General features: G+C 73.8%; 11 protein-coding genes. 7 read left to right on the top strand and 4 right to left on the bottom strand.

The window, feature by feature from the left end; genetic code table 11:
* Positions 1-186: 186 nt before the first annotated feature.
* The gene (locus tag ACGFSC_RS00495; RefSeq protein WP_359909530.1) at positions 187-1,611 is read right to left on the bottom strand and encodes a CCA tRNA nucleotidyltransferase; all 1,425 of its coding nucleotides are present in this window, start codon (positions 1,609-1,611) and stop codon (positions 187-189) included.
* Between the two features lie 367 nt (positions 1,612-1,978).
* Between ACGFSC_RS00495 and ACGFSC_RS00490 the strand changes: the two genes are divergently transcribed.
* From ACGFSC_RS00490 to trxA, 7 genes are all read left to right on the top strand, one after another.
* Complete coding sequence (locus tag ACGFSC_RS00490; protein WP_359909498.1) at positions 1,979-4,561, top strand: DUF6049 family protein; 2,583 nt, start codon at positions 1,979-1,981, stop codon at positions 4,559-4,561.
* A 58-nt stretch (positions 4,562-4,619) separates the two neighbouring features.
* Complete coding sequence (gene murJ / locus ACGFSC_RS00485) at positions 4,620-7,088, top strand: murein biosynthesis integral membrane protein MurJ (protein WP_359909501.1); 2,469 nt, start codon at positions 4,620-4,622, stop codon at positions 7,086-7,088.
* A gap of 303 nt (positions 7,089-7,391) precedes the next feature.
* Positions 7,392-9,422 carry a protein kinase family protein gene (locus ACGFSC_RS00480; protein ID WP_359909504.1) on the top strand — a complete coding sequence of 677 codons (2,031 nt, stop codon included), beginning with the start codon at positions 7,392-7,394 and terminating at the stop codon, positions 9,420-9,422.
* 52 nt (positions 9,423-9,474) lie between these two features.
* Entirely contained in the window at positions 9,475-10,194 is a 720-nt protein-coding gene (gene sigM / locus ACGFSC_RS00475; RefSeq protein ID WP_359909507.1) for an RNA polymerase sigma factor SigM, read from the top strand.
* Positions 10,191-11,180 carry a hypothetical protein gene (locus tag ACGFSC_RS00470; protein ID WP_359909510.1) on the top strand — a complete coding sequence of 330 codons (990 nt, stop codon included), beginning with the start codon at positions 10,191-10,193 and terminating at the stop codon, positions 11,178-11,180. Before sigM ends, ACGFSC_RS00470 begins: the two co-directional genes overlap by 4 nt.
* Before the next feature lie 173 nt (positions 11,181-11,353).
* Positions 11,354-12,316 (top strand): thioredoxin-disulfide reductase, encoded by a 963-nt coding sequence (gene trxB / locus ACGFSC_RS00465; protein WP_359909513.1) that lies wholly within the window; start codon positions 11,354-11,356, stop codon positions 12,314-12,316.
* 127 nt (positions 12,317-12,443) lie between these two features.
* The gene (gene trxA, locus ACGFSC_RS00460; protein WP_359909516.1) at positions 12,444-12,770 is read left to right on the top strand and encodes a thioredoxin; all 327 of its coding nucleotides are present in this window, start codon (positions 12,444-12,446) and stop codon (positions 12,768-12,770) included.
* 136 nt (positions 12,771-12,906) lie between these two features.
* Here the strand turns inward: trxA and ACGFSC_RS00455 are convergent, their stop codons facing one another.
* The 3 genes from ACGFSC_RS00455 to ACGFSC_RS00445 form a co-directional block, all read right to left on the bottom strand.
* Complete coding sequence (locus tag ACGFSC_RS00455) at positions 12,907-13,524, bottom strand: GNAT family N-acetyltransferase (RefSeq protein WP_359907015.1); 618 nt, start codon at positions 13,522-13,524, stop codon at positions 12,907-12,909.
* 129 nt (positions 13,525-13,653) lie between these two features.
* Positions 13,654-14,694, bottom strand: coding sequence for a ParB/RepB/Spo0J family partition protein (locus tag ACGFSC_RS00450; protein WP_359907012.1), 1,041 nt, complete (start codon positions 14,692-14,694; stop codon positions 13,654-13,656).
* Positions 14,691-15,635 (bottom strand): ParA family protein, encoded by a 945-nt coding sequence (locus tag ACGFSC_RS00445; protein ID WP_359907026.1) that lies wholly within the window; start codon positions 15,633-15,635, stop codon positions 14,691-14,693. Before ACGFSC_RS00445 ends, ACGFSC_RS00450 begins: the two co-directional genes overlap by 4 nt.
* Positions 15,636-15,642 lie beyond the last annotated feature (7 nt).

The raw sequence follows: 15,642 nt of genomic DNA, 5'->3' as shown, positions 1-15,642 counted from the left end.
CTGACGGGGGAGTTGGCTAACACCCCCAACCCCCCCACCCCCCCGGCCGGCCTCGACGTGCTGTCCCAGACCCCTCTAATGACGGCGGGGGCGGGGGGGGGGGGCCCCGGGCCGGGGGGGGGCCCCACCCCTCCCGTCGTGTCCGGCACCGTGTCCGGCGCCGCGTCCGGAGATCCGGATCCGGACTCAGCCCTGCTGCTCGGCCCACCAGGCCCGCAGTGCCCCGACCGCCTCGTCGTGCTCCATCGGGCCGTGCTCCAGCCGGAGTTCGAGCATGTGCTTGTACGCCTTGCCGACCTGCGGGCCGGGCTTGAGGCCGAGCAGCTCCATGATCTGGTTGCCGTCCAGCGCCGGGCGGACGGCGTCCAGCTCCTCCCGCGCCTTCAGCTCGTCGATCCGGGTCTCCAGACCGTCGTAGGTGCGGGAGAGCGCGGCCGCCTTCTTCTTGTTGCGGGTGGTGCAGTCGGAGCGGGTCAGCTTGTGCAGGCGCTCCAGCAGCGGCCCGGCGTCGGTGACGTAGCGGCGCACCGCCGAGTCGGTCCACTCGCCGCCGCCGTAGCCGTGGAAGCGCAGGTGCAGCTCGACCAGGCGCGAGACGTCCTCGATGAGCTCCTTGGAGTACTTGAGCTCCCGCATCCGCTTGCGGGTCATCTTGGCGCCGACCACCTCGTGGTGGTGGAAGGAGACCCGGCCGTCCGACTCGAAGCGGCGGGTGCGCGGCTTGCCGATGTCGTGCAGCAGCGCGGCGAGCCGCAGGGTGAGGTCCGGACCGTCCTGCTCCAGGTCGACGGCCTGCTCCAGGACGGTCAGCGAGTGCTCGTAGACGTCCTTGTGCCGGTGGTGCTCGTCCCGCTCCAGCTGCAGCGCGGGGAGCTCGGGCAGCACGTACCCGGCCAGGCCGGTGTCGACCAGCAGCCGCAGGCCCTTCACCGGGTGCTTGGCCAGCAGCAGCTTGTTCAGCTCGGCCTGGATCCGCTCGGCGGAGACGATGGTGAGCCGCTCGGCCATCGCGGTCATCGCGGCGACCACCTCGGGCGCCGGGTCGAAGTCCAGCTGGGCGGCGAAGCGGGCGGCCCGCATCATCCGCAGCGGGTCGTCGGAGAAGGACTCCTCGGGGGTGGCGGGGGTGCGCAGCACCCGGGCCTCCAGGTCCTCCAGACCGTGGTGCGGGTCGACGAAGCCGCGGCCGGGCAGGTCGACGGCCATCGCGTTGACGGTGAAGTCCCGGCGGACCAGGTCCTCCCCGATGGTGTCGCCGTAGCTGACCTCGGGCTTGCGCGAGGTGCGGTCGTACGCCTCGGAGCGGTAGGTGGTGATCTCGATCAGGAAGGAACCCTCGGGGGTGTCCTTGCGGGCGCCGACCGTGCCGAAGGCGATGCCGACGTCCCAGACCGCGTCCGCCCAGCCCTTGACCAGCTTGAGCACCTGCTGCGGGCGGGCGTCGGTGGTGAAGTCCAGGTCGTTGCCGAGCCGGCCGAGCAGCGCGTCCCGGACGGACCCGCCGACCAGCGCCAGCCGGTGACCGGCCGCCTGGAACCGGCGGGCGATCTCGTCGGCGACCGGCGACACCCGCAGCAGCTCTTGGAGGCCGAGGGTCTGGGCCTCGCTCAGGCCTGGTACGACCTGGACGGCGGTGCTGGAGGGGTCGGTGTGCGCGGTGGGCTCATTGGCAGTGGACACGGCTCACAAGGGTACGTGCCCCGACAGGTCAACCGCCCGCGCGTTCTGGGCGTCTCACCCCACAGCCCGCAACACTGCGCCGCGGGCTGCATCGTTACCATGCCGGTGGACGAGTCTCGGGCACCGGACGGGGGATGCGGTGCCGCGCGCCGCCGCCGTCCGCGGGAACCCCCGCGGCAGCGGTGCGGCGACGGCGTCGGGCGGAGCGATCCAAGAGAGTCAAGCGAAGACCGTCGGGCGGACCGCGCCGGACGACAGCATCAGCAGCGAACGATCGAGAACGGCGAGGGCGAAGCGAGTGAGTGAGCCGGCACGGCACTCGGGCCTGGGGACGCACCGACAGCCTGGAGGGGCCGAGCGCCCCGCCGAGGGGCGTCATCCGGCCCGCCGGACGCGCCGGGCGGGCGCGCGCCTGGCCGCCGCCTGCGCGGCCGCCCTGACCCTCTTCACGGCCACCCCGGCCGGCGCGCTGCCCGCCGGCGGCAACGTCCGGCCGGCCGCGGACTCCACCATCACGGCCGAGTACCCGGTGGTGATGACCATCGACACGCTCAGCCCGCAGGTGGCCACCCCGAACGGCATCGTGACGATCACCGGACACGTCACCAACGCCGGCAAGTCGGCGGTCAAGGGCGCCCACGCGGCCGTCCGCAAGCCGTACTCCAACAAGCCGCTGGACCGGCGCAGCGACCTGGCCAACGTGGCCGACCGCTCCACGCCGGACAGCAAGGACGGCACGGAGCTGGACACCCCCCAGTACGCCCTGCCGGAGCTGAACCCGGGGCAGAGCCAGCCGTACACGCTGAGCGTCGCGGTGAGCGACCTCGGACTGTCCGCGAGCGGCGCGTACGAGCTCGCGGTGGACGCCTGGGGCGGGACCGCCGACAACCCGCGCGACCGCCCCCTGGGCATCGCCCGGACCTTCCTGCCGTACAACCCGGGCGGCGCCGAGGCGCAGCCGACGAAGGTCGCCACGGTCTGGCCGCTGGTGCACGCGCCGGTGGTGGCCGCCCAGACCACCACCGACAGCAACGACCAGCCCGTCTCGGTGCTGCGCGACGACAGCCTGGCCACCGAGTTCGCCCCGGGCGGCCGGCTGTACGAGCTGGTCGACACTGGCGCCAAGCTGAACGGCCTGACCTGGGTGATCGACCCGGACCTGCTGGACGCCGCGCTCGCGATGACCAAGACCTACCGGGTGCAGAAGCCGGGCACCGAGGGGTCGGGCAAGTCCGTCAAGGACGACAACACCGTCCAGATGCAGCCCTCGGCCGCCGCCGTCGCCTGGCTGGACAAGCTGCGGGCCGCCGTCGCCAAGCCGGGCACCCAGGTGGTCTCGCTGCCGTACGCCGACCCGGACCTCGCCTCGATCGCCCACAACGGCTCCGACCTGACCGGGATGACCACCGCGCTGAGCAAGGCGGCCACCGCCGGCCGGCTGACCGTCGAGGGCCGGCTCGCCGTGGACACCCGGTCGGACGTCGCCTGGCCGTTCCAGGGCTACCTCGACCAGCAGATCGCCTCCCTCGCCCAGCAGTCGGGCAGCGGGCTGGTGCTGGTCAACGGCGCGAGCATGCCCGAGGCGGACTCGCTCAACTACACCCCGACCGCCGTCCGCCCGATCGGCGGCGGGCAGAGCGCCGTGGTGGCCGACGAGACCGTCTCCTCGCTCTTCGACAAGGACCTGAGCAGCCCGCAGGCGCAGACCGACGCCACCCAGCGCTTCCTCGCCGAGACCTTCGCGATCACCCACGAGCAGCCGCAGAACCAGCGCGGACTGCTGGTCCTGCCCCCGCGCGAGCTGAGCGTCGCCGGCGCCAAGGCGCTGGCGAGCGCCCTGCAGACGGCGGACGGCAAGTGGATCTCCTCGGTCAAGCTGGACGCGGTGGCCCAGTCCGCGGCCGACCCGAAGGCGAACACCGCCGTCCCGGCGCCCACCGACTACCCGACCCAGGCCCGCGCCTCGGAGCTGCCCGCGGCCGACCTGAGCCGCACCGACGACATCCAGCACGACCTGGACACCCTGATGCGGGTGCTCACCCTGCCGCAGCGGGTGCGCGGCCCGTTCAGCGCCGCGATGGTCCGCTCGCTGTCCACCGAGTGGCGCAGCCAGCCGCCGGCCGGGAGCACCTACCGCGCCGGCGTCACGAAGTACCTGAAGGAGCTGACCAGCGCCGTCCAGGTGCCGAAGAAGAACGTCGTCACCCTGGCCGGCAACACCGGTCTGCTCCAGGTCAGCGTCCGCAACGACCTGACCCAGACGGTCACCAACCTGAAGCTGGTGCTCACCTCGGCCCAGCCGAACAGGCTGCGGGTGAGCAAGGAGGAGGAGCTGGTCCTCCCGGCCTCGCAGAGCGTGACCCTGCGCTTCAACGCCGAGGCGCACAACAACGGGACGGTCGCGATGACCGCCCAGCTGTGGACCACCGGCCCCGACTCCCGGCCGTACGGCGACCCCCAGCAGTTCAAGGTCGAGGTCACCTCGGTGACCAACGGGGTGCTGTACATCTTCGCGGGCGCCGGCGTCCTGCTGCTGCTGGCCGCGCTGCGCTTCGTGCGCCAGCGCAAGCGGCGCGGCGGGCAGCCGCACGAGGACGGCGACCAGCCGGTCGGGGACGCCCCGGCGGCGGACGGCACCGGAGCGCGGGACACGGCCGAGGACACGGCGCAGGGCGCCTCGGAGGACACGGCGCAGGACACGGCGCAGGGCGCCTCGGAGGGCACGGCGCGGGACTCCACCGCGGATCGCGCCGGGGCCGCGGAACCGGACCGGGCCGGCGGGACGGACGGCACCCGGGGTGACGGTCCCGCGCAGACACCGCGCGGCAGCAGCCCGGATGGCCGGGATCGGGCCGCCGGTGATGAGAAGGTTGGTCCTTGATACCGCCGACCCCCCGCACCGCCGGGCCGGCCTCCCCCCACGACAGCGAAGAGGTGACATGACCGGGCGCAGCGAGGAGCGGCCGTCGGGCCGCGGTGAGAGCCGGCCGGGCGCCGAGTCGCCGTCCGGCGACTGGTACGTGGCCGACACCTACGCCCAGGACCCGTACGCGGCGGACGCGTACGGGCACCCGCAGGACGGCCAGGACCCGTACGGTCTGCAGGCCGGGCGGCCCGTCGCGCCCCAGCAGCCGGCCGCCGCGTACGACGTGCCGCCGCAGCTGCCGCCGCAGGGCGGCGGCTACCCGACGCCGGTGCCGCCGACCCCGTACCAGGCCCAGCAGCAGTTCGCGGCCCCGGTGCCGCCGGTGCAGCCCGGCTGGGACACCCCGGTGCAGGGCGCCTGGCCGCAGCAGCCGGCCCCGACGCAGGCCGCCGGTGGCCACTGGGGCGGCGTCGAGCAGCCCCGGCAGCAGTGGGAGCCGGGCCCGGCGCACTCCGCCTGGGACACCGAGACCACCGAGTACGTCGGGGTGGACGCCCTGTTCGGCGGCCGCCCGGCGCAGGCCGCGGCCCAGCCGCCGGTCCCGCAGCCCGCCCCGGCCCCGCAGCCGGTCCAGCCGACCGCCCCTCCGGTCGGCCCCGCCCCGTACCCGCCGGCGGGCGGCTACCCGGGACAGCCGCAGCACGGCGGCGCTCCGGGCGGGCAGCAGCACTTCGTGCCGCCGATCGAGTTCGACCCGCCGCTCTCCGAGGAGGAGGCCACCAGGCAGGTGGCCGCCGTCGCGGTGCCCCCGGCCGTCGAACCGCTGTCCGACGTCGTCGCCGAGGAGCAGGCCGCCCAGCAGGCGCCCGCCGCCGAACCCGCCCAGGCGGCCGGTGGCGGCAAGGTCGCCAGCCTGCTGAACTCCAGCGCGATCATGGCGGCCGGCACGCTGGTCTCCCGCGGCACCGGCTTCGTCCGGACCATGGTGATCACCGCGGCCATCGGTGTCGGCGTGATGGGTGACTCCTACAACGCGGCGAACACCCTGCCGACGCTGCTGTACATCCTGATCGGCGGCGGCGCGCTGAACGCGGTCTTCGTGCCGCAGCTGGTGCGCAGCATGAAGAACGACGAGGACGGCGGCACCGCGTACGCCAGCCGGCTGCTCACCCTGGTGATGGTCGGGCTCGGCGGCGTGGTCTTCCTGGCGGTGCTCGGGGCGCCCGTGCTGGTGCAGCTGATCGCCCACCCGATGATGGCCAACCCGGAGCGCGCCGACACCACGGTGGCGATGGCCCGCTTCTGCCTGCCGAGCATCTTCTTCATGGGCATCCACGTGGTGATGGGCCAGATCCTCAACGCCCGCGGCCGCTTCGGCGCGATGATGTGGACCCCGGTCCTGAACAACATCGTGGTGATCTTCACCTTCTCCGCCTACATCTGGGTCTACGGCGGGTTCGGCACCACCCACGTCACCCCGGAGGGCATCTCCCCCGAGGGCGTGCGGCTGCTCGGCCTCGGCACCCTGATCGGTCTGGTCGTCCAGTCGCTGGCGATGATCCCGTACCTGCGGGCCGCCGAGTTCCGCTTCCGGCCCCGGTTCGACTGGCGCGGTCACGGCCTGGGCAAGGCCGCCCGACTGGCCAAGTGGACGTTCTTCTTCGTGCTCGCCAACCAGGCCGGCTACCTGGTGATCACCCAGCTGTCCACCAAGGCGGGCGACGCCGCGGCGGCGGCCGGACACGGCGGCGTCGGCCTGGCCGCGTTCTCCAACGCGCTGCTGATCTGGCAGCTCCCGCAGGCCGTGATCACCGTCTCGATCATGAGCGCGGTGCTCCCCCGGCTCTCCCGGGCGGCGGCCGACGAGGACGCCGGCGCCGTGCGCGACGACATCTCCTACGGTCTGCGCACCACCGCGGTGGCGGTCGTCCCGGCGGCCTTCCTGTTCCTGTCGCTGGGCCCGGTGATCGGCCGGGCGATCTACGCGGTCGGCGGCAACGACACCGTCCTGAACGACGCCACCAACGTCGGTCTGATGCTCTCCGCGTTCGCCCTGGGCCTGATCCCGTACTCCGCCCAGTACGTGATGCTGCGCGGCTTCTACGCCTACGAGGACACCCGCACGCCGTTCTCCAACACCGTCTGGGTCGCGGCCTGCCAGGCCGGCTTCGCCCTGCTGTGCTGGCTGGTGCTGCCCGCCGAGTGGACGGTGGTCGGCCTCGCCTTCGGCTACGGCCTCGCCTACGCCGTCGGGGTGACGGTCGCGATGCCGAAGCTGAAGAAGCGGATCGGCGGGCTGGACACCAAGCGGATCGGCAGGACGTACAGCCGGCTGGCCGCCGCCTGCGTCCCGGCCGCCCTGGTCGGCCTCGGTGCCAGCCTGGGGGTCCAGCAGGTGCTCGGCGGCTGGCCGGGCAGCGTGGCGGCCCTGGTCGTGGCCGGCGGCCTCCAGCTGGCGGTCTTCGTGCTCATCGCGAAGCGCCTGCGGATCGAGGAACTGAACGCCATGCTGGGCATGGTCCGCGGCCGGCTGGGCCGCTGACCGTCCGACCACCGGCCGGACGAGCGGGCGCCCTGACCGGGCGTCAACCGGAGCGAGACGCTCCTCCGCTCGTCCGGCCGAGTGCTGGGGCACCGGTTGGTTCGGGTCCGCCCGACCGTCGGATGGCGACCCGGTGTCGAATCTGCACCACATCTCTCCACCCGCGTGCAACCGAGCGGACGTCTCAGCGGTCGTACCCGGTGGAGAAGAGTGGGCACAATTGTCCTGGAGCACAGGGCCGCCGACCCCCGGGCTCCAGCGAATCTCTCAGGCCGGGGCTACACAAGGGGAGGCAGGACCACGGTGGCTGATGGCACCAAGGCCGTCGTCGACACGTCAGCAGCTGACGCGGCGACGGACGAGGCCGCACTGGCCGCGGCGATCGACGAGCTCACGGGCTCGCAGGACGCCGGCGGGAGCACCTCCGCGGACGCCCGCGGGGGCGCCACCACCGCTGCCGCCGCCCCCGGGCGCACCGACGCGGACGAGGACGAGGACAAGGACGAGGACGGGGACGGGGACGAGGGCGAGGGCGGGGACGGGGACGAGGGCGAGGGCGGGCACGACGCACCGGCCGCAGGACCGGGCACCCCCGCCGGCGAGGAGACCTCGGAGATCACCGCACCGCTCTCCGTGCAGGAGCTCCGCGCCGAACTGGCCGCCGGCTCCCCCCGGAAGAAGCCCGCCGACGAACCCGCCCGCCCAGCGCGCCGCCCCACCGACCCGCAGCCCACGGTCGACCCGCGCGACACCGCCACCCTCCCGCGCACCCTCCCCGCCCCGCAGCGCCGCAGCGGCGACATGATCGGCCACCGGTACCGGCTGGAGGAGTGCATCTCCCAGACCGAGACCTTCAGCAGCTGGCGCGCCGTCGACGAGAAGCTGCGCCGGGCCGTCGGCGTCCACCTGATGGCCTCCGGCCACCAGCGGGCCCGCAAGGTGGTGGCGGCCGCCAAGTCCGCCGCGCTGCTCGGCGACCCGCGCTTCGTCCAGGTCCTCGACGCCGTCCACGAGGGCGAGCTGGTCTACGTCGTCCGGGAGTGGCTGCCGCACTCCTCCGACCTGGCCAGGCTGCTCGCCAACGGTCCGATGGAGCCGCACGAGGCGTACCAGATGGTCCGCCAGGTCGCCGACGCCGTCGCGGCCGCCCACCGGCGCGGCCAGGCCCACCTGCGGCTCACCCCGCGCTGCGTGCTGCGCACCGACAGCGGCCAGTACCGGATCAACGGCATCGCGGTGGACGCCGCCCTGCGCGGGCTGCCCGCCGAGGACGCCGAGGACGCCCAGCGGGCGGACACCCGCGCGATCGGCGCACTGCTGTTCGCCGCGCTCACCCACCGCTGGCCGTACCCGGAGGACCGCTACGACCTCCAGGGCCTGCCCAAGGGCCTCCAGAACGCCGCGCCGGACCAGGTCCGCGCCGGGGTCCACAAGGGCCTGTCCGAGCTCGCCGCGCGGGCCCTGTTCGACCAGCCGCCGCACCACGCCCGGCCGATCACCACGCCGGAGGAGCTGGTCCGGGCGATCGCGCAGATGCCCCGGATCCGCCAGCCCGAACCGGAGCTGCCCGCCTTCCCGGCCCCGCCCCGGCACAACACCCACGCGCTGCCCACCGCGCCCAACCCGACCCGGGTCGCCGACACCACCGTCGCCCCGCTGCCGGCCTCCTCCCGCCCGGCCTCCTCCCGGCGCGCCAGGCGGCGGCTGCGCCGGGTGGTCAAGGCCACCGCGTGGACGGTCGCGCTGGGGGCGATCGGCGTCGCCTCCTGGCAGTTCGTCGACAGCCTGCGGCACACCGGGTCGGCCACCGCGTCCACCACCCCCTCGACCAGCAGCACCGCGCCGAGCCCGCAGGCCAGCACCCACAACCCGGTGACGCTCGCCATCAAGGACGCGCAGTCCTACAACCCCCTGGGCGACGGACCCGAGGGCACCGAGAGCATCGGGAAGGCCATCGACGGCGACCTGAGCACCTCGTGGACCACCGGCTGGTACGTCGACCAGTTCGGCGCCAAGCCGCCCGCGCTGAAGTCGGGCACCGGCCTGCTGATCGACCTCGGCTCGCCGCAGCCGGTCTCCTCGGTGAACGTCCAGTTCTCCGGCGGCGAGCAGTCCGCGGAGCTGCGGCTGCCCACCCCGGCCGCCGGCGCCAACCCGCTGCAGGCCAAGCCGGACGCCTTCACCGTCGTCGGGAAGAAGACCGGGAGCAACGTCGAGTACACCCTCGACTCCCCGGTCACCACGCGGTACCTCTTGATCTGGCTGACCGGTCTGACGAAGGATACCGACGGCAGGTTCCGCGGCCACGTCGCCGAGGTGAAGGTCTCCGGCTGATCCGACGACCGCGGACGCGGCACGGACCGGCGGCCGGGAGGGAGGGGTGACGGTGGCGGACGAAGCGCACCCGACGGACGACGCGACGCTGCTCGCCCGGCACGTCGCCGGCGACCCGGCGGCCTTCGGTCTGCTGGTGGACCGCCACCGCGACCGGCTCTGGGCGGTCGCCCTGCGCACCCTGGGCGACCGCGAGGAGGCCGCCGACGCCCTCCAGGACGCCCTGGTCTCCGCCTTCCGCGCCGCCGCCGGCTTCCAGGGCCGCTCGGCGGTCACCACCTGGCTGCACCGGATCGTGGTCAACGCCTGCCTGGACCGCGCCCGGCGCGGCGCCACCCGCCGCACCACCCCGCTCGACGAGGACCCCCAGCGGCTGGACACCCTGGTCGGCAGCGCCGAGCCGGCCGACTTCCCGGTGGTCCGGGCCGAGCTGCACCGCGAGCTGACCGCGGCGCTCGCCGAGCTGCCCGCCGAGCAGCGGGCCGCACTGGTGCTGGTCGACATGCAGGGGTACCCGGTGGCCGAGGCGGCCGAACTGCTGGGCGTTCCGGTGGGCACCGTGAAGAGCCGCTGCGCGCGCGGCCGGGCCCGGCTCCTCCCCCTGGTCCGGCACCTGCGCGAGCCCGATGTTTCACGTGAAACACCGCCCGCCCGCGGCTCGGCCCCACCTCGCCGCGACACCCGGGGGAACCCGAAGCCGCCCGGCACCGTCACAGGGGCGGGCCCGAGCACCGGCCGGACGGTCCTGGAAGGAGACGCGAGCACCCGATGAACGCCCACCCCTCCTTCCCCGACCCCGCCGAGGACCACCCCCCGATCGAGCGGCTGGCCGACCTCGCCGAAGGACTGATCGAGTCCCCGGACACCATCGGGGCGCTGCGCCGGCACCTGGACGGCTGCGCCGAGTGCCGGGAGACCGTCGACGCCCTCGCCGAGGTCCAGTCGCTGCTCGGCGACGTCGAGACCCCGCCGATGCCGGCCGACGTCGCCGCCCGGCTGGACGCGGCGCTGGCCGAGGCCGCAGCCGCAGCCGCCGGGAGCGGCCGCGAGGCCGTCGAACCGGCTCAGGAGGCCCCCGCGGCCGACCACCGGGCCCAGGGCCCGGCCCGGCCCGCGCGTGCCGCCACGGTGCCCGTCACGCCCTCCTCCACGGCCTCCCGGCCGGCTGCCCCGTCCGGCGACCGACCCGCCGGCCGGTCCGGCTCGGCCGGCGGGCCCGGCCGCGCCCGCCGGCGGCGGTTCGCCCTGCTGCTCGGCACGGCCGCCGTCCTGGCCGCCCTCGGGCTCGGCGGGGCACTGCTGCTCCACCCCGACGACGGGTCCGGCACGGTGGCGGCCACCGCGGGCAGTGCCCCGGCCGCCACCACCGACGGCCACGATGTCCGCGCCCCGCACACGGCGGGCGCCGGCACCGAGTACCGCGACGGCGAACTCGACGCCCAGGTGCAACAGTTGCTGGCCCGCTCGAAGAACGTCCCGGGACTGCTGGCCACCGGGCCCGCCCAGTCCGAGGGGGCCCCGCCCGCCGACGGCGGCCGCCCGGAGCCCGACTCGCCCTCCCCCGCCTCCCCCAGCGGCCCGGGCTGCCCGGCACCCGCCTCCGGCACCCCGCTGGCCACCGACCGGGGCAGCTACCACGGCGCCCCGGTCGACGTCCTGGTCTACTCCCTGCCCGGCCGCCCCGGTTCCGTCGACGTCTACCTGCGCTCCCCCGACTGCGGCCCGGTCGTCCTGCACCAGGCCGTTCCCAGCCGCTGACCGGCCGTTCCCATGCGATCCACGACGACGGCGGCACGCCGCTTCCGGACTTCGGGCGCCTGGTACTGATCCGCCTGGGAATGCGAGACACTGGTCAGTCGTTGTCCCGGGCGGCGGAGCAGGACCGCCCTCCCCGCAGCAAACGCGGGTCGCGATGCGAACCAGGAGAAGCAGTGAGCGACGTCCGTAACGTGATCATCATCGGTTCCGGCCCGGCCGGGTACACGGCCGCGCTCTACACGGCCCGTGCCTCCCTCAAGCCGCTGGTCTTCGAGGGGGCCGTGACCGCCGGTGGCGCGCTCATGAACACCACCGAGGTCGAGAACTTCCCGGGCTTCCGGGACGGCATCATGGGCCCCGAGCTGATGGACAACATGCGGGCCCAGGCCGAGCGCTTCGGCGCCGAGCTGATCCCCGACGACATCGTCGCGGTCGACCTCACCGGTGACATCAAGACCGTCACCGACTCCGAGGGCAACGTGCACAAGGCGCGCGCCGTGATCGTCACCACCGGCTCCCAGCACCGCAAGCTCGGTCTGCCGAACGAGGACAAGCTCTCCGGCCGTGGCGTCTCCTGGTGCGCCACCTGCGACGGCTTCTTCTTCCGCGACCAGGACATCGCGGTGGTCGGCGGCGGCGACACCGCCCTGGAGGAGGCGACCTTCCTCTCCCGCTTCGCCCGCAGCGTCACGATCATCCACCGCCGCGACACCCTGCGCGCCTCCAAGGCGATGCAGGAGCGCGCCTTCGCCGACCCGAAGATCCGCTTCGAGTGGGACAGCGCGGTCGAGGCCATCCACGGCGACCCGAAGCTGAGCGGCGTCACCCTGCGCGACACCACCACCGGCGAGACCCGCGAGCTGGCCGTCACCGGTCTGTTCATCGCGATCGGCCACGACCCGCGCACCGAGCTCTTCAAGGGCCAGCTGGACCTGGACGCCGAGGGCTACCTCAAGGTCGAGGCCCCCTCGACCCGGACCAACATCCCGGGCGTCTTCGGCGCCGGCGACGTCGTAGACCACACCTACCGCCAGGCCATCACCGCCGCCGGCACCGGCTGCTCCTCCGCCCTGGACGCCGAACGCTACCTGGCCGCGCTGGACGACCTGGAGGCCAAGGCCGCCGTCGCGGTCTGAGCCCCACCCTCCGCCCCACGGGGGTGTTCCACGTGAAACACCCCCGCCCCGGCCGGGCAGAAACAGAACGGGCCCACCCGTTGTTCTCCTGGCAGCAGCCCCCTCCGTCCGAACCCGAGGAGTTCCCGTGGCCGGCGCCACCACCACCGTCACCGACGCGACGTTCGAGCAGGACGTCCTGAAGAGCGAGAAGCCCGTACTGGTCGACTTCTGGGCCACCTGGTGCGGCCCGTGCCGCCAGGTCGCCCCGGTCCTGGACGACATCGCGGCCGAGCACGGCGAGAAGCTGACCATCGCCAAGCTGGACGTGGACGCCAACCAGGCGACCGCCGCCAAGTACGGCGTCATCTCGATCCCGACCCTGATCGTCTACAAGGACGGCGAGCCGGTGAAGTCCATCACCGGTGCCCGCCCGAAGGCCGCGCTGCTGCGCGAGCTGGCCGAGTTCATCTAGGTCTTCCGGTCGTCGACCGCACGGCGGCGGGGCTCCCCTCGGTGGGGAGCCCCGCCGCCGTCGTTTCCGGGCCCTCCAAACACCCCTCGCGACACCCGCGGCGACGCCCTACGGAGGCGCCCTCCGGAGGCGCCCGCTAGAACGGCCGCAGCGCGGGCTCCTTGCGCCCACCGCCCAACAGCCGCTCCAGCGCCCCCTCCACATCGCCCCGCCAGGAGAGCGTCGTCCGCGCCTCCAGACGCAGCCGCGGGTAGCGCTGGTGCGGGCGGACGGTCTTGAAGCCGACCGCGAGCAGATGGTCGGCCGGCAGCACGCAGCTGGTCGGCACCCGCCCGGACGAGCCGAAGGCCTCGATCGCCCGCACCCCTCGCCCGATCAGGTCCTTGGCCACCGTCTGCACCAGCACGCGGCCGAGGCCCTGGCGCTGGTAGCCCGGCAGCACCCGGCTGACCATCAGCTGAACGGCGTCCGCCGACACCGGGCTGGTCGGGAAGGACTGCGAGCGGGGGACGTAGGCGGGCGGTGCGTAGAGCACGAACCCGGCGGGCCGGTCGTCCACGTAGACGATCCGCCCGCAGGAGCCCCACTCCAGCAGCACCGTGGAGATCCACCCCTCCTTCTCCAGCTCCGGCTTGCCCGCTTCCACCGCCTCCTTCGCGCTGACCGGGTCCAGCTCCCAGAACACGCAGGAGCGACAGCCGTTCGGCAGGTCCCCGAGGTTGTCCAGCGTCAGCGGAGCGATCCGCCGTCCCATGGCCGCACCTCCTCCCTCTCACGGTCGAGCATTCCCCCACGAACGCCGAAGGGTGCATGTTTCACGTGAAACAGCGCTCACGTGGAACACGCACCCATCGGGTCGTTGCCCTCGGCCGGCCGGTCCGGCTCAGCCCTGCGACAGCCGCAGACCGTCCTCACCCGGGGCCATGCTGTCCAGGATCCGGTTCAGGTCCTCCACCGAGCCGAACTCCAGCACCACCTTGCCCTTGCCCAGCTTCCCGCCGCGCTGCGACACCTCGACCTTGACCCGGGTGTCGAAGCGGTCGGACAGCCGGCTCGCCAGGTCGTTGAAGGCCGGGGAGTTCAGCTTGCCCGCCTTCGGCGCCTGGCGCTTGGGCTCCTCCGGTTCCTCCGAGCGCATCAGCACGACGATCTCCTCGACGTTGCGCACCGTGAGGCCCTCGGCGATGACCCGCGCCGCCAGCCGCTCCTGCTGCTCGGGCCCCGAAAGGCCGAGCAGCGCCCGGGCGTGTCCAGCCATCAGCGTCCCGGCCACCAGGCGGGTCTGGACGGACGGCGGGAGCTTCATCAGCCGCAGGGTGTTGGAGACGTGCGTGCGGGAGCGGCCGATCCGGTCGGCCAGCTCCTCGTGGGTGCAGGCGAAGTCCCGCAGCAGCTGGTCGTAGGCGGCCGCCTCCTCCACCGGGTTCAGCTCGGCGCGGTGCAGGTTCTCCAGGAGGGCGTCCAGCAGCAGCTTGTCGTCCTCGGTGGCCCGGACGATCGCCGGGATCCGCTCCAGCCCGGCCTCCCGGGAAGCACGCCAGCGGCGCTCGCCCATGATCAGCTCGAAGCTGTCCGCACCGACCTGGCGCACCACGATCGGCTGGAGCAGCCCGACCTCCTTGATGGAGGTGACCAGCTCGGCCAGCTTGTCCTCGTCGAAGACCTCACGCGGCTGGCGCGGGTTCGGGGTGATCGCGTCCAGCGGCAGCTCGGCGAAGTACGCACCGGCCGGCTGCGCCTGCTCGGCCCGCTTCTCCGCGGCCGCCCGGGCCGCCACCGTGCCGCGGCCGCTCGGCAGCGGCGTCACCGAGGCCGGTGCGGGCGCGGCTGCCGCGGGCTTCGCCTCCGCCCCGCCGTCCACCGGCGCGGCGGGGCGGATCAACGCCTCCAGCCCTCGTCCCAGACCAACCCTGCGAGCACTCACTGATGACCCTCCGTCGTGCCGTGCTGTGCCACCGGGGCGCCGTGCCCCTGCTGGCCGTCCCGCTGCTGACCCACCAGCGAGCCGCCCTGGCCCACCGCACGCAGCGCGAGCTCGCGGGCGGCCTCCAGGTAGGAGAGCGCCCCGGTCGAGCCCGGGTCGTAGGTGAGCACCGTCTGCCCGTAGCTGGGCGCCTCCGAGATGCGCACCGAGCGCGGGATCGCCGTGCTCAGCACCTCTTGGTGGAAGTGGGTCCGGACCTCCTCGGCGACCTGGGCGGCCAGCCTGGTCCGGGCGTCGTACATGGTGAGCAGGATGGTCGACACGTGCAGTGCGGGATTGAGGTGCGCGCGCACCAGCTCGACGTTGCGCAGCAGCTGGCCGAGGCCCTCCAGGGCGTAGTACTCGCACTGGATCGGGATCATCACCTCCTGGCCGGCGACCAGGGCGTTGACCGTCAGCAGACCCAGCGAGGGCGGACAGTCGATCAGGATGTAGTCGAGCGGCTGCTCGTAGGCGGCGATGGCCCGCTGGAGCCGGCTCTCCCGGGCCACCAGGGAGACCAGCTCGATCTCGGCGCCGGCCAGGTCGATGGTGGCGGGGACGCAGAACAGCCCCTCGACGTCGTGCACCGGCTGCACCACGTCGGCCAGCGGCTTGCCCTCCACCAGGACGTCGTAGATGGACGGCACCTCGGCGTGGTGGTCGATGCCGAGCGCCGTGGAGGCGTTGCCTTGCGGGTCGAGGTCGACGACCAGGACGCGCAGGCCGTGCATGGCGAGCGAGGCGGCCATGTTCACGGTGGTGGTGGTCTTGCCCACCCCACCCTTCTGGTTGGCGACCACGATCACCCGGGTGGCGGCGGGCCGGGGCAGTCCCTCGCCCGCTCGGCCGATCGCCTGAACCGCAGCCTGGGCAGCCCGTGCGATGGGCGTGTCATCGATCTGGTCG

Source organism: Kitasatospora sp. NPDC048715 (genome assembly GCF_043198905.1).
GTDB lineage: Bacteria > Actinomycetota > Actinomycetes > Streptomycetales > Streptomycetaceae > Kitasatospora > Kitasatospora lactacystinica.
Note: the sequence above shows the minus strand (reverse complement) of the source record. Positions and strands in the feature narration are given on the sequence as shown.

Coding starts and splice junctions, on each gene's coding strand:
- ACGFSC_RS00470 (WP_359909510.1), top strand. CDS start 10,191: ATGAACGCCCACCCCTCCTTCCCCGACCCCGCCGAGGACCACCCCCCG.
- murJ (WP_359909501.1), top strand. CDS start 4,620: ATGACCGGGCGCAGCGAGGAGCGGCCGTCGGGCCGCGGTGAGAGCCGG.
- ACGFSC_RS00455 (WP_359907015.1), bottom strand. CDS start 13,524: ATGGGACGGCGGATCGCTCCGCTGACGCTGGACAACCTCGGGGACCTG.